General features: G+C 63.2%; 17 protein-coding genes. 6 read left to right on the forward strand and 11 right to left on the reverse strand.

All coding sequences use genetic code 11. From position 1 onward, the window contains the following. The first annotated feature begins 534 nt into the window (after window positions 1-534). Both K3724_RS13480 and K3724_RS13485 read left to right on the forward strand, forming a co-directional pair. Entirely contained in the window at window positions 535-828 is a 294-nt protein-coding gene (locus K3724_RS13480; protein ID WP_259985839.1) for a putative quinol monooxygenase, read from the forward strand. A gap of 5 nt (window positions 829-833) precedes the next feature. Then, the gene (locus K3724_RS13485) at window positions 834-1,283 is read left to right on the forward strand and encodes a MarR family winged helix-turn-helix transcriptional regulator (protein WP_259985841.1); all 450 of its coding nucleotides are present in this window, start codon (window positions 834-836) and stop codon (window positions 1,281-1,283) included. Between the two features lie 207 nt (window positions 1,284-1,490). Here the strand turns inward: K3724_RS13485 and murD are convergent, their stop codons facing one another. From murD to K3724_RS13530, 9 genes are all read right to left on the reverse strand, one after another. Then, window positions 1,491-2,888 (reverse strand): UDP-N-acetylmuramoyl-L-alanine--D-glutamate ligase, encoded by a 1,398-nt coding sequence (gene murD / locus K3724_RS13490; protein ID WP_259985861.1) that lies wholly within the window; start codon window positions 2,886-2,888, stop codon window positions 1,491-1,493. 481 nt (window positions 2,889-3,369) lie between these two features. Next, window positions 3,370-4,452, reverse strand: coding sequence for a phospho-N-acetylmuramoyl-pentapeptide-transferase (mraY, locus tag K3724_RS13495; RefSeq protein WP_259985870.1), 1,083 nt, complete (start codon window positions 4,450-4,452; stop codon window positions 3,370-3,372). A 21-nt stretch (window positions 4,453-4,473) separates the two neighbouring features. Continuing rightward, entirely contained in the window at window positions 4,474-5,874 is a 1,401-nt protein-coding gene (gene murF, locus K3724_RS13500; protein WP_259985879.1) for a UDP-N-acetylmuramoyl-tripeptide--D-alanyl-D-alanine ligase, read from the reverse strand. Then, window positions 5,871-7,358: a UDP-N-acetylmuramoyl-L-alanyl-D-glutamate--2,6-diaminopimelate ligase gene (locus K3724_RS13505; protein ID WP_259985887.1), complete on the reverse strand. Its 1,488-nt coding sequence runs from the start codon at window positions 7,356-7,358 to the stop codon at window positions 5,871-5,873. Before K3724_RS13505 ends, murF begins: the two co-directional genes overlap by 4 nt. Window positions 7,359-7,377: 19 nt before the next feature. Then, window positions 7,378-9,162, reverse strand: a complete 1,785-nt coding sequence (locus tag K3724_RS13510) for a penicillin-binding protein 2 (RefSeq protein ID WP_259985889.1) — start codon at window positions 9,160-9,162, stop codon at window positions 7,378-7,380. Further along, window positions 9,159-9,509 carry a cell division protein FtsL gene (locus K3724_RS13515; RefSeq protein ID WP_259985891.1) on the reverse strand — a complete coding sequence of 117 codons (351 nt, stop codon included), beginning with the start codon at window positions 9,507-9,509 and terminating at the stop codon, window positions 9,159-9,161. Before K3724_RS13515 ends, K3724_RS13510 begins: the two co-directional genes overlap by 4 nt. Further along, the gene (gene rsmH, locus K3724_RS13520; protein WP_259985898.1) at window positions 9,506-10,498 is read right to left on the reverse strand and encodes a 16S rRNA (cytosine(1402)-N(4))-methyltransferase RsmH; all 993 of its coding nucleotides are present in this window, start codon (window positions 10,496-10,498) and stop codon (window positions 9,506-9,508) included. The genes K3724_RS13515 and rsmH overlap by 4 nt, the downstream gene beginning before the upstream one ends. A gap of 3 nt (window positions 10,499-10,501) precedes the next feature. Continuing rightward, window positions 10,502-11,005 (reverse strand): division/cell wall cluster transcriptional repressor MraZ, encoded by a 504-nt coding sequence (gene mraZ / locus K3724_RS13525; protein WP_259985900.1) that lies wholly within the window; start codon window positions 11,003-11,005, stop codon window positions 10,502-10,504. 840 nt (window positions 11,006-11,845) lie between these two features. Further along, the gene (locus tag K3724_RS13530) at window positions 11,846-12,910 is read right to left on the reverse strand and encodes an Mrp/NBP35 family ATP-binding protein (protein ID WP_259985901.1); all 1,065 of its coding nucleotides are present in this window, start codon (window positions 12,908-12,910) and stop codon (window positions 11,846-11,848) included. Window positions 12,911-13,272: 362 nt separating this feature from the next. Here K3724_RS13530 and K3724_RS13535 point away from each other — a divergent pair, with 362 nt between their 5' ends. Next, window positions 13,273-13,482: a DUF1127 domain-containing protein gene (locus K3724_RS13535; RefSeq protein WP_129371489.1), complete on the forward strand. Its 210-nt coding sequence runs from the start codon at window positions 13,273-13,275 to the stop codon at window positions 13,480-13,482. A gap of 6 nt (window positions 13,483-13,488) precedes the next feature. Here K3724_RS13535 and K3724_RS13540 read toward each other — a convergent pair whose 3' ends face one another. After that, complete coding sequence (locus tag K3724_RS13540) at window positions 13,489-13,686, reverse strand: hypothetical protein (protein ID WP_259985904.1); 198 nt, start codon at window positions 13,684-13,686, stop codon at window positions 13,489-13,491. A 188-nt stretch (window positions 13,687-13,874) separates the two neighbouring features. Beyond that, on the reverse strand, window positions 13,875-16,256 hold the full coding sequence (locus K3724_RS13545; protein WP_259985906.1) for an ATP-dependent helicase: 2,382 nt from the start codon (window positions 16,254-16,256) through the stop codon (window positions 13,875-13,877). A gap of 226 nt (window positions 16,257-16,482) precedes the next feature. Here K3724_RS13545 and K3724_RS13550 point away from each other — a divergent pair, with 226 nt between their 5' ends. The 3 genes from K3724_RS13550 to K3724_RS13560 all read left to right on the forward strand — a co-directional run bounded on the left by K3724_RS13550 (window position 16,483) and on the right by K3724_RS13560 (window position 23,277). Then, window positions 16,483-18,276 carry a diguanylate cyclase gene (locus K3724_RS13550; protein WP_259985916.1) on the forward strand — a complete coding sequence of 598 codons (1,794 nt, stop codon included), beginning with the start codon at window positions 16,483-16,485 and terminating at the stop codon, window positions 18,274-18,276. Between the two features lie 72 nt (window positions 18,277-18,348). After that, complete coding sequence (locus K3724_RS13555; RefSeq protein ID WP_259985918.1) at window positions 18,349-19,509, forward strand: alpha-hydroxy acid oxidase; 1,161 nt, start codon at window positions 18,349-18,351, stop codon at window positions 19,507-19,509. Window positions 19,510-19,833: 324 nt separating this feature from the next. Next, complete coding sequence (locus K3724_RS13560) at window positions 19,834-23,277, forward strand: pyruvate carboxylase (RefSeq protein ID WP_259985929.1); 3,444 nt, start codon at window positions 19,834-19,836, stop codon at window positions 23,275-23,277. Window positions 23,278-23,399: the final 122 nt, after the last annotated feature.

Below are 23,399 nucleotides of genomic sequence, written 5' to 3' on the forward strand. Positions count from 1 at the left end.
CGGACTTTCAGCTTGGCGGCCGGAAGTTCCAGGGGAGGATTTCGCCGGCCTGTTGGCAGAGTGACCTGCAGCCCGTCCCATGGGCGTGGATGCAGGCCGGCTTCTCTCCGAGACGGGACTTTGAGGAGATCCGGCGGCGCTGGCTTTGCAACCATTCTCAGAATCCGGCGGCCAGCGGCGCGGTGCGGGCCTGCCGGGCACCAGCTTGATCCTGACAGCGCCCGAAACGATCCGGATCACCTCACCTGATACAACAAGGTCCGGTTCCGGCGGCACCTCTGGCACATCGCAGACCATCAGCGGGGCGAAAAAGGTTCTCAACCTTTGCCGTTGGCAATATCAACCTCCCATGCTCCGCCAGCCGGCGCTAGGCCGACGGCTGGTTTGGGAAGAACTCCATACCGCGCCGCCACAGCATTCACGCCGTGCCCGGCTCAAGCGTATCCGCCATCGCCGCCCGCGGCTGAAGCCACCTTGACACTGCGCGCGGCGCCATCCATATAATTATCATGATAACATAAGTGGAGAAACACCATGACCGCCCCCTTCCAACTGATCGCCAGGATCACTCCGAAACCGGAACACATGCAGGATGTGCGCCAAAGCCTGCTGGATATTCTGGAACCGACCCGCGCCGAACCCGGCTGCCTGAAGTTCCTGCTGGCCGAAGGCCGCGATGGCGATTGCTTCTTTCTCGACGAAGAATGGGCCAGCGACGACGCCCTGGCGGCGCATTATGCAGCGGACTACATCACGCCGGTCTTCGCCAAATACGAGGCCTGGCTTGCAGCACCGGTGGAAATCCACAAGATGACCCCGCTGGCCTGAGCCTCATGTTCTTCCTAAAGGATATGCCGTCGCAGCAGATGGTCGGCACCTACGCCAAGGCATACGGCGCCGACCCGGACCATATCACCAGCGCGCTTATGATGATGCGCCGCGCCAGCCTGCTGATCCGCAGCCTCGACGCCTATTTTGCCCTCCACGGGCTGTCCCAATTGCGGTTCCTAGTGCTGATCGTGATCGACCGCGAACCGGACCGCACCTCGCTGACCCCGAATGAGATCGCCCAGCGGATCGACGTGTCAAAACCGGTGATGACCCGCACCCTGCAATCGTTGCAGAAAGACGGGCTGATAACCCTTTCGAACAACCCATCCGACGGGCGCTCCAAAGAAGCCGCGCTGACACCCGACGGCCATCAGCGGCTGCAAGACACTCTTCCCGGCTATTTCAAACTCTTGTCAGAGGAGATCACCAAGCCGTCCACCGCCAACAGCTGACCCTCACGGATTTTCCGCTTCGGAGCCGCCTTCGCTTGAGCTTGAACGGCCGGGGGTGACGGGCGGGGTCAAGAGAAATCGCGGAGGCTCCGCCGCAGGCGGATACCGCTATTTCTCTTGGGCGCGTGCGGCAGCTCTGGCAGGCAAAGATCAGGTGAAGGCGGGTTTGAGGCGGGTTTTCCGCTTGGGTGAGACCTGAAGCCCCTTTTACCCCAGCCGCGCCTTCACTTCGGCGATGAAATCCTCACCGCGCTGTTCGAAATTGTCATACTGATCGAAACTCGCGGCGGCCGGCGCCAGCAGCACGGTGTCACCCTCCTGCGAGTCCTGAATGGCCCGCTCCACTGCCGCCGCCATGGTGGTGCAAACTTCGGCCTGCACATCCAGCTGCAGCGCAAATCCCGCCGCCTCGCGCCCGATCACATAGGCTTTCACCACATTGCCAGCCCGCCCTTTCAAGGCCTCCAGCCCGCCATCCTTCTCCAACCCGCCGCAGATCCAGCGGATGTTACTGAACGCACTCAGCGCCTTTGCCGCGCTGTCCACATTGGTGGCCTTGCTGTCATTCACATAACGCACGCCGCCAGCCTCAGCGATGGTCTGGCTGCGGTGCGGCAGGCCGGGGAAGGTGGCCATTGCGTCGCCGATCAGCCGCGGCGCCAGCCCCAAGGTACGCGCCGCCGCATAGGCCGCGCAGGCGTTCTGGTGGTTGTGTGCCCCCGGCAGCCCGGTCATGGCGCGCAGATCAATCGAGGCCGCCTGCCGCCCCTTGCGGTATTCCGACAGGAACCCCTTGCGGGCAAAGACCTGCCAGCCAGGCCCGGTCAGCTTGCGCGCGGCGGACACCCGGATCACCCGGTCATCGCCTGCCCCTTCCGACAGCTGGCCCGCCAGAAACAGCCCCTCATCCTCGTCAATGCCAATCACCGCGCGGTCCGGCCCGCCCTCGGCAAACAGCCGCCGCTTGGCGGCGAAGTAACCGCCCATACCGCCATGCCTGTCCAGATGATCCGGGCTGAGGTTGGTGAACACCGCCACATCCGGTGTCAGTGCGCGCGCCAGCTCGGTCTGATAGCTCGACAGCTCCAGCACCACCACACCGCCATTTCCGGGCGCGTCGATATCCAGAACGCCGCGGCCTATATTGCCCGCCAGCTGGCTCTCGCGGCCCGCCTGCTGCAGGATGTGATGCAGCAGCGCCACCGTGGTTGATTTGCCGTTCGACCCCGTCACCGCCACCACCCGCGGCGGCTGATCATGCATTTGCCATTCGGCATCCGCAAAGGAGCGGAAGAACAGCCCGATATCATTGTCCACCGGCACGCCAGCCTCCATCGCCGCCCGGATCACCGGATTGGGCTTGGGGTAAAGATGCGGAATACCGGGCGAGGTGATCAGCGCCGCAACCCCGTCAAAGGCACCGGCCTTATGCAGGTCGCGGCAGGTCAGGCCTTCCGCCTCCGCCGCCTCCCGCGCTGCCGGGTTGTCGTCCCAGCAGACAGGCTCCGCCCCGCCTGCCCGCAGGGCACGCGCCGTCGCCAGCCCCGAACGGCCCAGCCCCAGCACCGCCACCTTGGCACCCTCATATCCTTTGACCGGGATCATCGCCTGCCCTCATCTTGATGAATTTGCTTCTGCGGAACATTGCACAGGTGCAAGCCGGGCTTCAAGCGCTGCCCCGGCACAGGCCGCGGGCATGGGCCGCAGGCCCGTGCCACGCCCAACAATTGGCAGGCAGGCATAGCCTGCCGAAATTGGCGGGAGCATCCCCCCGTTGCGCATCCACCGTACGCTGCCCACACCGCTTGTTCACCGCGCCGCGCTATTCTCCAGCCGTTGCAACACCAAGAACAGGACACCGGCCCCCTCAGTCCACCTCTTCATCGGGTGCAGGGCGGGTCCGCATAGGCCGCCAGACGGACGTGGCCCCTGACACGGGCCATCCGATGCTCCGCCCCCCTTGGCGGCGCCGCCTTCCTATAAAAGAAAAACCGCGCGAAGACCTGAAGCCCCGCGCGGTTCATATAGAGGAAGACTATGACCCCACCCGCCGCAAACCCCGGCGCGGCGGGCAAATCCGCGTGCCTCAGCGCACTTTCAGCGTCGCCAGTCCGATCATCGCCAGGATCAGCGAGATGATCCAGAAGCGGATCACGATCTGCGGTTCCGCCCAGCCCTTCTTTTCATAGTGGTGATGGATCGGCGCCATCAGGAACACCCGGCGCCCGGTGCGCTTGAAGTACAGAACCTGAATGATCACCGACATCGCCTCAACCACAAACAGCCCGCCGACGATGGCCAGCACCAGCTCGTGCTTGGTGGCAACCGCAATGGCCCCCAGCGCGCCGCCCAGGGCCAGCGAGCCGGTATCGCCCATGAACACCGCCGCCGGCGGCGCGTTGTACCACAGAAACCCCAGGCCTGCGCCGAACAGCGCCGCGCTGAAAATCAGGATCTCACCGGTGCCGGGCACGTAATGCACGTCCAGATATTCGGTAAAGTCGACCCGCCCCACCGCATAGGCAATGACACCCAGGGTGCCCGCAGCAATCATCACCGGCATGATCGCAAGGCCATCCAGCCCGTCGGTCAGGTTCACCGCATTGGCAGCGCCGACAATAACGCAGATCGAAAACGGCACATAGAACAGGCCAAGATTGATCAGCGTGTCCTTGAACACCGGCAGCGCCAGCTGGTTCTGCAGCGCTTCCGGGTGGAATCGCGCGGCCAGAACCGAACACAGCGCCGCAATCGCAATCCCCAAGGCCAGCCGCAGCTTGCCCGAAACACCTGCTGTGGTCTGTTTTGACACTTTGGCATAATCATCAGCAAAGCCGATCAGCGCAAAGGCCAGCGTCACCAGCAGCACCATCCAGACAAAGGGATTATCCAGCCGCGCCCACAACAGCGTCGAGGACAGCAGCGCGCCGACAATCAGCAGCCCGCCCATTGTGGGTGTGCCCGCCTTGGAAAAATGCCCCTCCGGCCCGTCATCGCGGATCGGCTGGCCCTTGCCCTGCTTGCGGCGCAGCACATTGATCAGCGGCTTGCCGAACAGAAAGCCAAAGATCAGCGCAGTCATAAAGGCGCCGCCTGCGCGGAAGGTGATATAGCGGAAGAGGTTGAAAACATCCCCCCCGTCCGACAAAGCGGTCAGCCAATAGAGCATCTGGGCCCTTCCCTCGTTCTTTTATGCGTTTTCTTGTGTGGGGGTGGATTGGCCCATTTCGCGGATGCCGTCAACGATCTTGGCCAGCCCCATGCTGTTGGAGCCTTTTGCCAGCACGATGTCGCCGCCTTTGATGGCGGTTTTCAGATCTGGCACCGCCTCGGAACTGGTACCGTACCAGCCGCCGCGTTTTGCTTCCGGCAGCGCCGCATAAAGCGACTTCATCAACGGCCCGACGCAATGGATTTTCTCAATACCCGCAACGGCCTGCAGCGCGGCAAGACCGGCATGCAGGTCCTTTTCCTGCACCCCCAGCTCTCCCATATCGCCAAGATAGGCAATCCGCCGCCCCGCGCCGGGTGTCGCCGCCAGCACTGCCAGCGCCGCCGCCATTGAGGTCGGATTGGCGTTATAGCTGTCGTCCAGCAGGGTAACCTCGCCGCTGTCCAGCCGGATGGTTTCCCGCACGCCGCGGCCCTTGACCGGCGACCACAGGGCGAGGCTTTCAACAGCTTTCACCACATCCGCACCCAGCGCATCGACACAGGCCAGCGCGCCCAAAGCGTTCATCGCAAAATGCGCGCCAAGGGATTGGATGTGCATCTCAACCTCGCCGCCCCCTGCCGTGGCGCGGGCAACAAGCCCGTCGCCTTTGTTGTCAGCTGACAACAATTGGTAATCCCCGGCACTTTCGCCGAACCAGCGGGCAGTGATGCCTAGATCTTCCGCCACATCCCGCAGCACATGGGCCTCGGCAATATCCGCGTTCAGTACCGAAACACCGCCCGGCTCCAGCCCCTGAATGATCGCGGCCTTCTCACCGGCAATGCCCTCGACGTCCTCAAACGCCTCCAGATGCACCGCGGCCACCGTTGTGACCATCGCCACATGCGGGCGGGCCTGTTTGGCCAACGGCGCAATCTCACCCGGATGGTTCATGCCGATTTCGATCACCGCAAATTCAGTCTCGCGCGGCATCCGCGCCAGCGTCAGCGGCACGCCCCAATGGTTGTTGTAGCTGGCCACTGCCGCATGTGTACGGCCCTGATCGGACAGCATCCGCGCCAGCATTTCCTTGGTCGAGGTTTTGCCGACCGAACCGGTCACCGCAACGACCTTGGCCCCGGTGCGGGCACGGGACGCCCGGCCAAGGGCCTCAAGCCCCGCCTGCACGTCGTCCACGATCAGCAGCGGCGCATCGGCGGCAACCCCTTCGGGAATGCGGGAGACCAGCGCAGCGCCCGCTCCCTTCGCCAAAGCCTGGGCCACGAAATCATGACCGTCGCGCGCGGCCTTCAGGGCCACGAACATATCACCCGGCTCAATGGTGCGGGTGTCGATCGACAGGCCGGTGACAGCCCAATTCCCCTGCGCCTGCCCGCCGGTGGCTGCAGCGGCCTCGGTTGCGGTCCAAAGCGTCATGCCAGCCTCCCGTCCAGTGCGGCTGCAGCAATGCTGGCCTGCTCCACATCGTCAAACGGCAGAACCTGATCGCCCACGGTCTGGCCGGTCTCATGCCCCTTGCCGCAGACAATCAGCGCATCGCCCGCCTGCAGCATGTCGGCGCCGCGCAGGATCGCCTCGGCGCGGTCGCCGACCTCGATGCAATCGGGCGCACCGCCCTTGACCGCAGCACGGATCACCGCCGGATCCTCGCTGCGCGGGTTGTCATCCGTCACAATCACCACATCGGCGTTCTGATGCGCTGCCTGCCCCATCAAAGGCCGCTTGCTGGTGTCGCGGTCGCCGCCTGCGCCAACAATGGCAATCAGTCGCCCCAGCACATGCGGTCGCAGGGCCTTGATGGCGCTGGCAACGGCGGCAGGCGTATGGGCGTAGTCAACAAATACGGCTGAGCCATTGTCACGCGACGCCGCCAGCTGCATCCGCCCCCGTACCGTGGTCAGATGCGGCAAGGTTTCAAACACCCGCTCCGGATCCTCGCCGCCGGCAATCACCAGCCCGCAGGCCAACAGAACGTTTTCCGCCTGAAAACCGCCGATCAGGTTCAGCCGTACCTGATACGGCTTGTCATGCCAGGAGAACCGCACATCCTGGCCGGTGCCGTCATAGCGCAGCCCCATCAGGTTCAGATCGCCAAGCCCGCGTCCCACGCTGATCACCTCCTGCCCGCGGGCAGCGGCCACCGCGCGCATCTCAGCGCCGCGGGGGTCGTTCAGGTTGATAACGGCGACGCCTTCGTCCGGCAGCACCCGGCGGAACAGGCCCGCCTTGGCGTTGAAATAGGCCTCAAATGTCTCGTGATAGTCCAGATGGTCCTGGGTGAAATTGGTGAACCCCGCCGCCGCCAGCTGCACCCCGTCCAGACGGCGCTGGTCCAGCCCGTGCGAGGACGCCTCCATCGCCGCATGGGTCACCCCTGCGGCGGCAGCCTCAGCCAGGGCGCGGTGCAGGGTGATCGGCTCCGGCGTGGTATGGGCCAGCGGATAGCTCCAGGCGCCCTCAATTCCGGTGGTGCCCATATTGACCGCCTCATGGCCCAGCTCAGCCCAGATCTGGCGCACAAAACTCGCCACCGATGTCTTGCCATTGGTGCCGGTCACCGCGACCACCGTCTGCGGCTGGCCGCCGGACCACAGCGCGGCGGCATAGGCCAGCGTCTGGCGCGGATCCTCGACCACCACAAGTGCTGCGTGGCTTTCGTCCAGCAGTTTGGCGGCGATGCCCGCGCCCGCTGCATCAGTCAGAATGGCGGTGGCGCCCTTATCCAGCGCGGCGGGGATGAATTTGGCGCCATGCACTTGGCTGCCCGGAAGGGCTGCAAACAGGAACCCCTCGCGCACGTCGCGGCTGTCTACCGCCAGGCCGCGGATCTGCGGGTCGGCGCCGCCGCGGGCGGTCAGCCCCAATTGGCTTAGCGGCTGGTCTGGTCTGCTGCTGCTCATGGCGGCCCTCTGCCCTGGTTCAGTTCGAGGTGAGGGTTATACCAGTCACCTCTGCGGGTTCAACTTGCGGACGCAAGCCCAACAGCGGCGCGACCCGCCCGATCATCTCAGCCGCCACCGGGGTGGCGGTCCAGCCTGCGGTGCGGCGCTCCTCGCCATGGGCAATGATAGAGGGTTCGTCCAGCGTCACGATTAGCACGTATTTCGGGTCATGTGCCGGGAAAATAGAGGCAAAAGTGGCAATTACCTTATCCTCGTAATAGCCGCCCTGCGGCTTGGGCTTATCAGCCGTGCCGGTCTTGCCGCCCACTTGATAGCCCTCGACCTCGGCAAACGACGCGGTGCCTTCGCTGACCACCTTGCGCAACATCTTGCGCGCGGCGGCGGCGGTGCTTTCGCTCAGCACCCGTTCCCCAAGCTGCGGTGCCGCCTGTTTCAGAATCGTCGGCGCCACATAACGCCCGCCATTGGCAATCGCCGCATAACCCGCCGCCAGATGCATCGGCGTGGTGGAAATGCCGTGGCCGTAGGAAATGGTCATCGCCGACAGTTCGGACCAGTTGGCGGGCAGCAGCGGCTTGCCGCCCTTGGCTTCGGAAATCTCAAACGGGGTCGGCTCCAGCATGCCCAGCGTATCAAGGAAGCTTTTCTGCCGCTCCACTCCGATTTGCTGCGCCAGCCGCGCGGTGCCGATGTTGGAGGATTTGACGATGATCTTGGTCACCGACATCTCATTGCCGTAGTTGCGGAAATCACGGATCGCAAAGCGGCCCCAGCGCAACGGGCCGCGGGTGTCGATCACGGTGTCAGCACCCACCAGCCCCAGCTCCATCGCTTGCGCTGCGGTGAAGATTTTGAAGGTGGAGCCAAGCTCGTACACCCCCTGCACCGCGCGGTTGAACAGCGGGCTGACCGAAGGGTCAAAACCGGAGGCCGGCGGGCGCGGCCGGTCATTGGGATCAAAATCCGGGAAGGACACAACCGAGATCACCTCGCCCGTGTGCGCATCCATCAGGATCGAAGTGGCGCCCTTGGCGTTCATCAGCTTCATGCCGCCATAAAGCACCTGCTCGGCTGCCGCCTGCACGGTGAGGTCCAGCGACAATTGCAGCGGCTTGCCCGCATTGGCCGGGTTGCGCAGGTAGGTGTCGAACTGGCGTTCAACACCCGCAACACCGATCACCTCGGCGGCGTTCACGCCCTCCTTGCCGAATCCGGCACCGCCCAGCACATGGGCAGCCAGACTGCCATTGGGATACAGACGCATCTCGCGCGGGCCGAACAACAGGCCGGGATCGCCGATGTCATGCACTGCCTGAAGCTGCTCGGGGCTGATTTTCTTCTTTACCCACAGGAACTTGCGCTTGCCCGTAAAATCCCGGATCAAACGGTCGAGTTCAAGGTCCGGGAAGATCTGCACCAACTGCTCTGCCGCGCCGATGGGATCAATCATCTGCGGCGGCTGGGCATACAGCGAATGGGTTTCAAAATTGGTCGCCAGCAGGCTGCCGTTGCGGTCAACAATGTCTGCCCGCTGCGCGGCGATGACGCTGCCGGCAACACTGGCGACGGGCTCGGACGGCTCCGACACCGCCGTCATGCCCATGCGCGCCGTGATGGCGCCAAAGGCACAGACAAAAAACAGCCCCAGCACCAACAGCCGCCCCTCGGCGCGCTGACGGGACTGCACCTGCATTTCCTGATGCCGCAGGCTGATGTTTTCCTCTTCGATCACATCCGGGTTTTCGCCGGTTGCGCGGGCATGAAGAACCCGCGCCAGCGGGCGGAGCGGAGTGCGGATCATGGCTGGCTCCTCCGGTTCAGGCCCGACACCTCAACTCCTTCGGTGATCACCAGCTCTTCGGGTTCGGGATATGACACCTCATCCACCCGGCCGAACTGATCCGGGCGCAGCGGCAACAGGCCCAGGCTGTCGAAATTGATATCCGCCAGCTCGCGCAGCCGCTGCGGGCGGTTGAGGTAAGCCCATTCAGCGCGCAACACGCTAAGCCGCACCTGCGCCGCGCCGATCTGGCCCTGTAGAGCGCGGGTATCCTTCAGCACCTGCTGGGTGGCGTAGTTTTCGCGGTAGGCCCAGAAGGCCAGGCCAAAGACGGCCAGGCAGGTTGCGGCATACAGCAGGGTCTTCATTTGCGCGCCTCTTTCAGCTGCGGCATTCCAAGGTCTTTGGCCGAGATCGGTCCGGGGTCTGCAGCCGTGCGGCGTCCGACCCGCAGGCGGGCAGAACGGGAACGCGGGTTTTCCGCCAGTTCCTGATCGTCGGGGCCGACCGCCTTGCGGGTGACCAGTTCGAACTGGTTGGGCGTGTCTTCCTGCTCCGGCGCATAGCGGTTAGCGCGGCCGGTCTTGCCTGCGCGGTGCTGAAAGAAGCGTTTGACCATCCGGTCCTCGACCGAGTGGAAGGTCACGACTGCCAGCAAGCCGCCGGGTTTCAGCGCGCGCTCGGCCGCCAGCATCCCCTCGAACAGCTCGTCATATTCGGCGTTCACCGCGATGCGCAGGCCCTGAAAGCTGCGGGTCGCCGGGTGCGACTGGTTGGGCTTGGGGCGCGGCAGGCAGGATTCAATGATCTTTGCGAGGCGCAGGGTGCTGGTGATCGGTTCAATCGTGCGTTCGCGGACAATCGCTTTGGCGATGCGGCGGCTGGCGCGCTCTTCGCCATAGTGGAACAGGATGTCAGCGATCTGCGCCTCATCCAGCTCGGCGATCAGATCGGCAGCTGAAGGCCCCGACTGCGACATCCGCATGTCCAGCGGCCCGTCCCGCATAAAGGAAAAGCCGCGTTCGGCCAGGTCCAGCTGCATCGAGGAGACACCAAGGTCCAGAACCACGCCATCAAGGTCTTGCGCGTATTCATCCATGCGGGAGAACACACCCTGCTGCAGGATCAGGCGGTCACCGTAATCCGCGGCCCAGGGTTTGGCCATTTCAAACGCCAGCGGGTCGCGGTCGACGCCGGTGACTTCGTCCGCGCCGGCCTCAAGCAGCCCGCGGGTATAGCCGCCCGCACCGAATGTGCCATCCAGCCAACGGCCCGTGACCGGGTCCACGGCCTGCAGCAGCGGGCGCAGAAGGACGGGGATGTGGGGACCATTGGCAGCGTTTTGGTCCTGGGTCATAAGTCAAACGCCTCCGGCGCCATCTAGGAATTCCAGGGGATCGAAATCCTCGGGCAGGTCTTCCATCAGTTTCTCGGCTTCCGCCATTTCGACCTCTTCATAGGTCCCGGGGTTCCAGATCTGGAAGGTATCGCCGGACGCAATAAAGAAAGCCTCGCCATCCAGGCCGATCTTCTGGCGCAGCTTGGCAGGCAGCACAAGGCGGCCGGTCTCATCCACGTTGGTCGGCAAGGATTGGCCGTTGAACATGCGTTCCAGGATCTTGCGCGGTTTGGAGCCGCGCGGCAGGGCGGCGATCTTGGCGTCCACCTCGTCGATGGCTTCCATTGTATAGCATTCCAGGAACGGGCGGCGGTGATTGCCGTAAACGATGACCAGTTCGGGGCTGTCGCCGGATTTCCAGTTGGGGTCGGCGGCCTCCAGTACACGGCGGAAAGAGGCCGGAATTGACACCCGCCCCTTGCTGTCCACCTTGTGGTGGCTTTCGCCTCTGAACCTGCGGCCCAACTTACCGTTCCTTTTCCGCGCGTCCCTCGCGTAATTCCGATCCCCAGAATGAAAAGGGGCGGGTTGATCTGCTGCCACTGATCAACCCGCCGCCTTGGCCCGCTATGCGGGATGTCCGACTGCGCACGCCACCTGGGGGGATGTCTGCTCGCTCGCGCGCCGGATCTCTTGGTTCGATGAAAGCGAAGGCCTGTATGAAACCTGCTCTTTTAGTTTGGCTTGGGGTCGTTTGGCGCCCCGTCCCTCGTCTCATTCGATGTAATAGGGATACTATGGGAAATGATGGTCCTGCAACTGTTTTCTGCCGGAAATCATCGAACGGCTGCCAACAGCAACAGAGATTCGCAAGAGATTCGTGGTGATATTGAGGTAAAATCGCGAACTTGTTGTGCATCACTCAATCGCAAACACCAAATATAGAGGCGAGTTGCACCTGCAATTTTTTTCCCATAGTTTCCCGCGATTCGACATGAAGACTCACTTCAGCTGCGGATATTCCCCTTACGTTCGCATCTCTCCGCAAAGGAAGCGGCGGAATACTCCGGCATCAACGCCTCAAAACCGCGTGATTCGCATCTTCAAGAGAGGCGTGTGGCAATTCGGGCCATGATTTCCCATGACGCCCATGAATTCCCGCAAGTCCCGTGAATTCCCAAGCGTCCCATGCAATCCCGCCGGCCCCATCCTGTCCCATGCGGGGCCAGCTGTCCCGCAGGTTCCCGTACCGGGCGGGAAACCCCATCCGCACCCAAAACAAAGCGAGCAAACAGCAAAAGGCCCGCCAATCAGGCGGGCCATCCAGGACAGTATATATAGAGAGTGCGGGGAACCCGCCGGGAGTCAGGCCATGCCGCCGCCGATCAGACCCTCGGCAATCCGCGCATAGGCCTGCGCCATTGGCCCCTCGCCCGCCGCGATGGGTGTACCGCTGTCGCCGGCCAGCCGGGTTTCCAGGTCAATCGGCAGCGCGCCCAGCAGCGGCAGGCCAAGCGCCTCCGCCTCAGCCGCGACACCGCCATGACCAAAGATGTGATGCTCACCGCCGCAATCGGGGCAAGTGAAAAATGACATATTCTCGATCAGACCCAGCACAGGGGTTTTCAGCGTCTTGAACATATCCATTGCCTTGCGTGCATCCAGCAGTGCCACATCCTGCGGAGTGGAAACCACGATGGCGCCGGTCAGCTCTGTCTTGGTGCAAAGCGTCAGCTGCACGTCGCCGGTGCCGGGCGGCAGATCGACGATCAGCACGTCCAGCTCACCCCAGTTCACCTGCCCCAGCATCTGCTGCAGCGCGCCCATCAGCATCGGGCCGCGCCAAACCACGGCCTTGCCCTCCTCCAGCATAAAGCCGATCGACATCAGGGTGACGCCATGGGCGTGCAGCGGTTCGATGATCTTGCCGTCGGGGCTGGCAGGGCGGCCCTTGGCGCCCATCATCCGCGGCTGGGAGGGGCCGTAGATATCCGCATCCAGCAACCCGACCTTGCGGCCCTGCCTGGCCAGCGCCACAGCGAGGTTCGACGACACGGTGGATTTCCCCACCCCGCCCTTGCCGGACCCAACCGCCAGAATGCGTTTTACGCCTGCGGGTTTCAGCGGCCCGGCCTGCGGTTTCGGATGGCCGCCGACCTTGAGGCTGGGCGCGGGCTGCTGCGCGGCATGGGCGGTGAGCGCGGCAGAGACGGTTTCAACCCCGTCCAGCGACAGCACCGCGGCCTCGGCAGCCTTGCGCAAAGGCTCCATCAGTTTGGCGATCTCGGGGCTGGGCGCCTCGATCACAAAGCTCACCTTGCTGCCGTCGATACGCAGGGCGCGCAGCATATCGCGCGATACCAGCGTGCCGCCGTCCGGCAAGGCCAGCCGCTCCAGTATTTCGCGAATCTGATCCTGAGTGACCGCCATGACTGCTCTCCTGCGTGTTGTCCGGCCCTATATATGTGTCCGCCATACGCCTTGGAACCCGTGTTGCGTGATTGCCGCGGCCCCGGCTGCGGGGCCAAGGGCTGCATCCGTCAACAGACCGTGCCGCCAGCCATGCGCAAATTGCAGCCCCGCGCCCGAGAATTATACAGCTGCGCAACGGCACGCTGAAATTAGTGATCCCTTACAAAGGCATACCCTGGGTCACCCATGCAAATGCTGCATAGCAGCATTGACGACGCACGGGATTGCGACTCCGCACAAGATCCCTAAATTACCCCTCAAGCGGCGCCGGGATGGTGCCAGACGGATACGACGATACGGTCAGACGAAGGAACAGAACGATGGCAGCAGCACAACAGATCTCCGCGGTGAACATTGCATCCCCGGTTGGCTTCCTGGACGCGCTGATGGTGAAATTTGTTCGCTACCGGCTGTACCGCAAAACCGTCAATGAGCTGTCCGCGCTGACGGCCCGCGATCTGGCGGATCTGGGTCTGAACCGGTCTGAGATCCAGCGTGTTGCCTATCAGGCCGCTTACGAGAACAACTAATAGAGATCAGGCCTTTTCTCCTCCTCCCTTGAAGGGCCTGGCTTTGGCGGCGGCATCCTCCTCCTCCCTGATGCCGCCGCACCTTATACCGGTTAACAGCCGGATTTGAATCACCGGGATCTCCTCCTCCCTGAATTCCGGTGTTTGACAGAACGGCGGCACCCCTCCTCCTCCCTGGGTGCCGCCGTTTCTTGTTTTCCGCATAGCAATACCGCCCCCCCTCCGAAGACAGACAGCTGCAGCCAAGCTCTTACGGCCTAGCCGTTTCGCGCAAACCTCAAAGGATGGGGTGGCGCAGGCGCGGCGGGCAGCTTTGCTGTCCGCCGCGCCTGCGCCCGGGTCGGATCGCTGCGCGATCAGACCCGCCGGTCAAACCGGCGTAATGGGAGCCGTCAGAACGGCACGTCGTCGGTAGCGGAAACAAACCGGGCAACAACTTTCTTGGTGCCGGCCTTCTCGAAGTCCACTTCCAGCTTGTCCCCCTCGATACCGGTAATCGAGCCGTAGCCGAATTTCTGGTGGAACACGCGTTCGCCCAGAGTGAAGCTGGACGTAGCGGTGAGGTCGATCACCTGATGCTTGCTCTCCTTGGGCTGCGACATCCCGCGCTCGCCTGCCCGCGCTTGCATCCGCTTCCAGCCGGGGGAGTTGTAGCCATCGGCCTGGGCCATTTTCTCTTCGATAGTGGAGCGCACCTGCCCCCCGCCCATGGACCCGCCCATAGTACCACCCGGTGCTGCCGCACCATAGCCGCCGCCGTAAAGGCCCGGCGGGGTCAGCACCTCGACATGTTCCTCTGGCAGCTCGTCAATGAAGCGCGAGGGCAGCTGCGATTGCCATTGACCGAACACCCGGCGGTTGCCGGCAAAGGAGATGGTGCAGATCTGCTCAGCCCGTGTGATGCCGACATAGGCCAGCCTGCGTTCTTCCTCGAGCCCCTTCTGGCCGCTTTCATCCATTGAGCGCTGCGAGGGGAACAGGCCGTCCTCCCAGCCCGGCAGGAAGACGGCGGGGAACTCCAGGCCCTTGGCGGCGTGCAGGGTCATGATCGACACCTTTTCGTCGGCATCCTGCTTATCATTGTCCATCACCAGGCTGACGTGTTCGAGGAAGCCCTGCAGGTTCTCGAAGTTTTCCAGCGCCTTCACCAGTTCCTTGAGGTTTTCCAGACGGCCGGGCGAATCCGGGTTCTTGTCGTTCTGCCACATGGCGGTGTAGCCGCTCTCATCCAGGATGATTTCAGCCAGCTCCATATGGGTGATGTCGGCGTCGCCGGCCATGCGGCCCCAGCGGATGATACCCTCAACCAGCTGGCGCAGGGCGCCGCCGCCTTTGCCCTTGATATGACCGCCTTCAACCGCCAGCCGCGCCCCTTCGACCAAGGATACACCGTTTTCACGGGCAAGCCCCTGAATGGTCTGCTGCGCCTTGTCGCCCAGGCCGCGTTTCGGCGTATTGACGATGCGTTCAAACGCGAGGTCGTCGTCGGGTGAGACCACGACGCGGAAATAAGCCATCGCATCGCGGATTTCGAGCCGTTCGTAGAAACGCGGGCCGCCGATGACGCGGTATGGCAGGCCGATGGTCAGAAACCGGTCCTCGAACGCGCGCATCTGGTGCGAGGCGCGCACGAGAATGGCCATGCTGTTGAGGCCGATGGGCGACTGGCCGCGGGTGCCGCGCTGCATTGCCTCGATTTCTTCACCGATCCAGCGGGCTTCTTCCTCGCCGTCCCAATGGCCGATCAGGCGGAGTTTTTCGCCGTCGCCGGCAGCCGTCCACAGCTCTTTGCCCAGGCGGCCCTGATTGCCGCGGATCACGTTTGAGGCGGCAGCAAGGATATGCCCAGTGGAGCGGTAGTTCTGTTCCAGCCGCACCACCATGGCGCCAGGAAAATCCTTTTCAAACCGCAGGATATTACCGACCTCGGCGCCGCGCCAGCCATAGATCGACTGGTCATCGTCACCAACGCAGCAGACGTTCTTGTGCCTGCCCGCCAGCAGCCGCAGCCACAGGTACTGGGCGACGTTGGTATCCTGGTATTCGTCCACCATGATGTAGCGGAACCAGCGCTGGTACTGCTCCAGCACGTCCGGATGGTTCTGAAAAATCGTCACCATGTGCAGCAGCAGGTCGCCGAAATCGACCGCGTTCAGCTCGCGCAGGCGGGTCTGGTACTGGGCATAAAATTCGGTGCCGCGGTTGTTATAGGCGCTGGCGTCGCCGGCCGGCACTTTATCCGGTGTCAGCGCCCGGTTTTTCCAGTCGTCGATGATGTTTGCCAGCATCCGCGCGGGCCAGCGCTTGTCGTCGATGCCTTCCGCCTTGATCAGCTGTTTCAAAAGCCGGATCTGGTCGTCGGTATCCAGAATAGTGAAGTTCGACTTCAGGCCTGCCAGTTCGGCATGGCGGCGCAGCAGTTTCACGCAGACCGAATGGAAGGTGCCAAGCCAGGGCATGCCTTCGACCGCCTGACCCAGCATGCCGCTCACCCGTTCCTTCATCTCGCGCGCGGCCTTGTTGGTGAAGGTCACCGACAGGATTTCGTTCGGGCGCACCCGGCCGGTGCTGAGAAGATGCACAATCCGCGTCGTCAGCGCCTTGGTTTTGCCAGTGCCGGCCCCCGCCAGCATCAGCACGGGGCCATCCAGGCACTCCACCGCCTCGCGCTGCGCCGGGTTAAGGCTGTCCAGATAGGGCATCGGCCGCGCCTGCATGGCACGGGCCGACAATGATGCGCCCTCAAAGGCGTCCATTTCGTCAAAACTGCTCATGCGGGTGATCCTAGCCTGATTCAGCCGCGGCGGAAAGAGGACGTTCACACTCTGTTCACGGGTAAATTGCGGCCCCGGCCAGACCCGTTTTCAATCCCCGCCCAAGGATGCCGCCGCAGAAAAATTCTTTAACGCTTACGGCTGATTAACGGTACCGCAATCAATCCCGCCTACCCTCGCAGAGGCGCACAGCCGCATTAATACAAACTACTTTTGGCACCGGAATATGAAAAATAAATTGAGATCCAGCCTTGCTGAAAAGATCCGCAGCATGTCGCTGATCCTTGTCCTGATCGCGGCGGCGGCGGCTTCGGCATGGGCCGTTATTGCAGTGCCCGCCCCCATCGTGGACCGGATGATCGAAAACGATTTACGCAAGCAATCAGGACATTGGCAGCGCCGGGTTGTTCTGCATATGACCAATGTCGAGGAAGCCTTTGAAAAGGGGCAGATTCTGCCTGGCGACGCCCGCAACCTGTCATTGCTTCCCGAGGAGACCGATGTGTTCCGGTTCCGGCTGCTGACCAGCGAGGGGGAGATTTTCTGGTCCACCCGCAGCGATGAAATCGGCGAGTATGAGTCCAATGCCTTTTTCAGCACCCAGGTGGCCCGCGGCGAGGTCTATTACATGCATGACCCGCTGCCCGCGTATGAGGTCGACGGGTTTCCGCTGCAGTCCAGCGGTTTTGACAGCAGCATCACGCGGGAAGTTGCACAGATTTATGTGCCTTTGATGCACAATGGCCATTTTGATGGCGCCATCGACTTTTACACCGACATCACCGACCTGCGGCAGACCTTCATCCGCCGCGCCCAGCTGTCGCTGATCGTGCTGACCTCGGTTGCACTGCTGGCGATGACCATTGCGGTCTATGTGGTGTTCAAGACCAACCGGGTCAGCATGAACCAGCTGCGCCAGCGCAATGAAACCGAGCGCAGCATTCTGGATGAGCAGCTGCGGCTGGCGCGCGAGGTGCAGCTGCTGGGAGAGCTGAACGAATGGCTGCAATCCAGCCGCTCCCTGGATGAGCTGTTTGATATGGTCGCCCGCTTCATGACCCATATCCTGCCGACCGCCGAGGGCAGCGTCTATGTCTACTCCAATTCGCGCGACGTGCTGGACGGCTGTGCCAGCTGGAACGGCGGCAGCCACAGGGAGCACATCCACCCCGAGGAATGCTGGGGCCTGCGCCGGGGCCGGACCTATGAATTCGGCTCCTCGGAGATTGATTTCGTCTGCGAGCATGCCGAGCCGCACGATGGCCGCAGCTATTACTGCTTCCCGATCCTGGCCCATGGCGAAACTGTCGGCCTGATGCATCTGCAGGCAATCAAGGACGAGTGCCCGGAGTTCATCAGCAGCAAGAAATTGGCCCAGATGTGCGCCGAGCAGATCTCGATGGCGATTGCCAATGTGCGGATGCGCGACCAGCTGCACGACCAGTCGGTGCGCGATCCGCTCACCGGGCTGTTCAACCGCCGCCATATGACGGAGACCTTGCGCAAAAGCATCAATGCCAGCCAAAGCAGCGGAAAGCGGCTGAGCATTGTGTCGATCGACGTGGATCACTTCAAGAAATTCAACGACAACCACGGCCATGACGCCGGCGATATGGTGCTGCGTGCGGTGGGATCGGTGCTGGAACAGGCCTGCGACGGCGACGAGGTGGCCTGCCGCCCGGGCGGCGAGGAGTTCACCCTGATCCTGCCCGGCCTGAGCCAGGAAGATGTGATGACCAAGGCCGAACTGCTGCGCCAAGGCGTGGAGGACGTGGTGGTGCGCTATGGCGAAAAGGCGCTGCCGCGGATCACCATATCGCTGGGAGTGGCGCATTATCCGGCCCATGGCACCATGCCGCAGGACCTGCTGCGCGCCTCGGATGACGCGCTGTATGACGCCAAGGCAAAGGGACGCAATCAGGTCTGTGTTGCCGCAAGCGCAGCGCCGGCGCCCCGCAATCCAGCTGCCCGCGCTGATACCGGCAGCGCGCAGGACAACGCCAAGGGCGCGGCTGCATAGGACGTGGCCCGGCACCATCGGGCGGCGGCGCTTTTCCTTGCGGAATCCGCACCGCCGCGTACCAATGCCCGCATGGATCTGCATCAGCGATACCCCGGCCTCGACGACCTGAAGCGCCGCGCCAAGCGGCGGCTGCCCCGGTTTGTCTGGGACTACCTGGACAGCGGCACCGGGGCTGAGGCGGCGCGGGCCCGGAACCGGACGGGCCTGGACCGCGTGGGATTTTTGCCCTCGGTGCTGCATGGGCCGATGGAGCCGGGCCTTTCCACCCCGTTTCTGGGCAGCGCCTATGCACTGCCTTTCGGGATTGCCCCGGTGGGCATGTCCGGTCTGATCTGGCCCGATGCCGAGGGCATCCTGGCCCGCAGCGCCGCTGCCGCCGGTATTCCCTATTGCCTTTCCACGGTTGCCAGCCAATCGCCCGAGGATCTGGCGCCGCATCTGGCCGGGGACGGCTGGTTCCAGCTGTACCCGCCCAAGGACGAAGCGATCCGAAGCGATCTGCTGGCGCGGGCGCGGGATGCCGGGTTCAAGACCCTGGTTCTGACGGTGGATGTGCCCGCCGCCTCGCGCCGCGAACGGCAGACCCGCTCCGGCCTGACCCAGCCGCCGAAACTGACACCGCGGCTGATGGCGCAGATTGCACAGCGTCCGGCCTGGGCGCTGGGAATGGCGCGCAGGCGTCTTGAAGGGCGGGGCATGCCGCGGATGCGCACGCTGGACAAATACATCTCCGCGCCGCAGGCCAACCTGCCGCCGACCGCCCATATCGGCTACTTGCTGCGCACCTCGCCGGACTGGGATTATGTGCATTGGCTGCGCCGCAACTGGGACGGGCCCTTTGTCATCAAGGGCGTGCTGCGCGCCGAAGATGCTGTGCGCCTGCAGGAGGCAGGCGCCGATGCGGTCTGGATTTCCAACCACGGCGGCCGCCAGTTCGACGGCTGCCCTGCTGCCATTGATCTGCTGCCGGAAATCCGCGCCGCGGTGGAGCTGCCATTGATCTTTGACAGCGGTATCGAAGGCGGGCTGGATATCCTGCGGGCGCTGGCACTGGGGGCGGATTTTGTCATGCTGGGCCGCGCCTTCCATTATGCGCTGGCCGCGCTTGGCACTGTGGGACCGGACCACCTGATTGATATGCTGGCCAAGGACATGCAGGCAAATATGAGCCAGCTTGGCCTGCCCGGTCTTGGTGAAATCCGCAACCTCCAGCAGCGTGAACTGGACTGATTGCACGCAGATTTGGCGCAATTCGGGCAAAATCCGGGGAATTGCGCCGAAATGACGCAGCACCCGCTCCCTTTCACCCGCTGCGGTGCAGAAAAATAGTTACAAAATCATGCTGCAAGTGCAGAATTCCGGCAGAATCTGCAACTGTTAGCGCCATGCCTCCAAACCCCCGATTGGCCAGTGCGGCCGGCAAGCAGCAGACGAGGAATGACAAAACAGGCCGCTTGAGAGCGCAATCATGCCGGAAATACCCAGAACTACGGTTGTGCGGATTGATAGTATCCGCCTAACACTGCACCAACTTGCACGGACCCCGAGGGTGAAATGACCGACTTCAAAAAGATCCTGATTGCCAACCGTGGTGAGATCGCCATCCGCGTGATGCGCGCCGCCAACGAAATGGGCAAACGCACCGTCGCCGTCTATGCCGAGGAAGACAAGCTCGGCCTGCACCGGTTCAAGGCGGATGAAGCCTACCGGATCGGCGAGGGCATGGGCCCGGTGGCCGCCTATCTGTCGATCGACGAGATCATCCGCGTTGCCAAGGAATGCGGCGCCGATGCGATCCACCCCGGATACGGCTTGCTGTCGGAAAACCCGGACTTTGTCGACGCCTGTGCGCGCAACGGCATCACCTTCATCGGCCCCAAGGCGGAAACCATGCGCGCGCTGGGTGACAAGGCCAGTGCCCGCCGTGTCGCGGTTGAGGCCGGCGTGCCGGTCATTCCGGCCACCGAGGTGCTGGGCAACGACATGGACGCGATCCGCAAGGAAGCGGCTGAGGTCGGATATCCCTTGATGCTGAAAGCTTCCTGGGGCGGCGGCGGCCGCGGCATGCGGCCGATCCACAGCGAGGATGAGCTGGAAGAGAAAGTGCTGGAAGGCCGCCGCGAGGCGGAAGCCGCATTCGGCAACGGCGAGGGTTATCTGGAAAAGATGATCATTCGCGCCCGCCACGTCGAGGTGCAGATCCTGGGCGACAAGCATGGTGAGATCTATCACCTGTTTGAGCGCGACTGTTCGGTGCAACGCCGTAACCAGAAAGTGGTTGAGCGCGCCCCTGCCCCCTATCTGACCGATGAGCAACGCACCGAGATCTGCGATCTGGGCCGCAAGATCTGCCAGCATGTGAACTATGAATGCGCCGGCACCGTCGAATTCCTGATGGATATGAACGACGGCAAGTTCTACTTCATCGAGGTAAACCCGCGGGTGCAGGTGGAACACACCGTCACCGAAGAGGTCACCGGCATCGACATCGTGCAGGCGCAGATCCTGATCGCCGAAGGCAAAACCCTGGCCGAGGCCACCGGCAAAGCCAGCCAGGATGATATCCGCCTGAACGGCCACGCGCTGCAGACCCGGGTGACCACCGAGGATCCGCTGAACAACTTCATCCCCGACTATGGCCGCATCACCGCCTACCGGTCCGCGACCGGCATGGGCATCCGCCTGGATGGCGGCACCGCCTATGCGGGCGGCGTGATCACCCGCTATTATGACTCGCTCTTGACCAAGGTCACCGCCTCGGCGCAGACCCCGGAAAAGGCGATTGCCCGCATGGACCGCGCGCTGCGCGAATTCCGGGTGCGCGGTGTGTCGACCAATATCGCCTTTGTCGAGAACCTGCTGAAGCACCCGACCTTCCTCGACAACACTTATACCACCAAGTTCATCGACGAGACGCCGGAGCTGTTCCAGTTCAAGCGCCGCCGCGACCGCGGCACCAAGGTGCTGACGTATATTGCCGACATCTCGGTGAACGGCCACCCGGAGACCGAAGGCCGCGCCGCCCCCGCTGCCGACCTGAAAGAGCCGCGCGCACCGCATGCGGAGCCGGGCAACCAGCCCTATGGCACCCGCAACCTGCTGGAGCAGAAGGGCGCCCAGGCCGTTGCCGACTGGATGAAGGCACAGCGCCAGCTGCTGCTGACCGACACCACCATGCGCGACGGGCATCAGTCGCTGCTGGCAACCCGGATGCGCTCGATCGATATGATCAAGGTGGCGCCGGCCTATGCGCAGAACCTCAGCCAGCTGTTCTCGGTTGAATGCTGGGGCGGCGCGACGTTTGATGTGGCTTACCGCTTCCTGCAGGAATGCCCCTGGCAGCGCCTGCGCGATCTGCGCGAGCGGATGCCGAACGTGATGACCCAGATGCTGCTGCGCGCCTCCAACGGCGTCGGCTACACCAACTATCCGGACAATGTGGTGCAGGAATTCGTGCGCCAGGCTGCAAAGACCGGCGTCGATGTGTTCCGCGTCTTCGACAGCTTGAACTGGGTTGAAAACATGCGCGTCGCCATGGATGCGGTGGTCGAGAGCGGCAAGGTCTGCGAAGGCACCATCTGCTATACCGGCGATATCCTGGACCCGAACCGCGCCAAATACGACCTGAAGTATTATGTCGGCATGGCCAAGGAACTGGAAGCCGCAGGCGCCCATGTTCTGGGCCTGAAAGACATGGCAGGCCTGCTGAAACCCGCCGCGGCCCGCCAGCTGGTCAAGGCGCTGAAGGAAGAGGTCGGCCTGCCGGTCCACTTCCACACCCATGACACCTCGGGCATTGCCGGCGCCACTATTCTGGCTGCTGCCGATGCGGGAGTTGATGCAGTGGACGCGGCAATGGACGCGTTTTCCGGCGGCACCTCGCAGCCCTGCCTCGGCTCCATCGTCGAAGGCCTGCGCAACACCGACCGCGATACCGGGCTGGACATCGCCAAGATCCGCGAAATCTCGGGTTACTGGGAGCAGGTGCGGGCGCAGTATGCGGCCTTTGAATCGGGCCTCGCGGCGCCGGCCTCGGAAGTGTACCTGCATGAGATGCCGGGCGGCCAGTTCACCAACCTCAAGGCGCAGGCACGCAGCTTGGGTCTGGAGGAAAAATGGGCTGATGTGGCGCAGACCTATGCTGACGTGAACCAGATGTTCGGCGATATCGTCAAGGTGACGCCGTCGTCCAAGGTGGTTGGCGACATGGCGCTGATGATGGTCAGCCAGGGCCTGACCCGCGATGAGGTTGAAAACCCGGAGACAGACGTGGCTTTCCCCGACTCGGTTGTCGATATGATGCGCGGCAACCTGGGCCAGCCTCCGGGCGGCTTCCCTGCGGGCATCGTCTCCAAGGTGCTGAAAGGCGACGCGCCGAATGTGGAGCGCCCCGGCGCACATCTGGACGCGGTGGACCTAGAAGCGGTCCGCGCCGAACTGTCGAAAGAGCTGGAAGGCTTCACCGTCGATGACGAGGATCTGAACGGCTACCTGATGTATCCGAAGGTGTTCCTGGACTACATGGGCCGCCACCGCCAGTACGGTCCGGTGCGCAGCCTGCCGACCCGCACGTTCTTTTACGGCATGGAACCAGGCGAAGAGATCACCGCCGAGATCGATCCGGGCAAGACCCTGGAGATCCGCCTGCAGGCGATTTCCGAAACCGACGTGAAGGGCGAAGTGAAGGTCTTCTTTGAACTGAACGGCCAGCCCCGGGTGATCCGGGTGCCGAACCGTCTGGTCAAAGCCTCGACCGAACAGCGCGCCAAGGCCGAAGTCGGTAATGCCAACCACGTCGGCGCGCCAATGCCGGGGGTTGTCGCATCGGTCGCGGTGCAGGTCGGCCAGCAGGTCCACGAGGGCGACATGCTGCTGACGATTGAGGCGATGAAGATGGAAACCGGCATCCACGCCGAACGCGACGCGGTGGTCAAGGCCGTGCACGTCCAGGCCGGCACCCAGATCGACGCCAAGGACCTTTTGGTCGAGCTGGAGTAAACTTCTCAGCTGGCATAAAGAAACAAGGGGCGCCCTGCCGGTTGGAGGGGCGCCCTTTTTCTATTGCGCGCCAATGCGGAATTACGCGGAAATTCCGGCCAGTTTTCCGGCCAGCTTTCCGG

Source organism: Leisingera sp. M658, from assembly GCF_025144145.1.
Taxonomy (GTDB): Bacteria; Pseudomonadota; Alphaproteobacteria; order Rhodobacterales; family Rhodobacteraceae; genus Leisingera.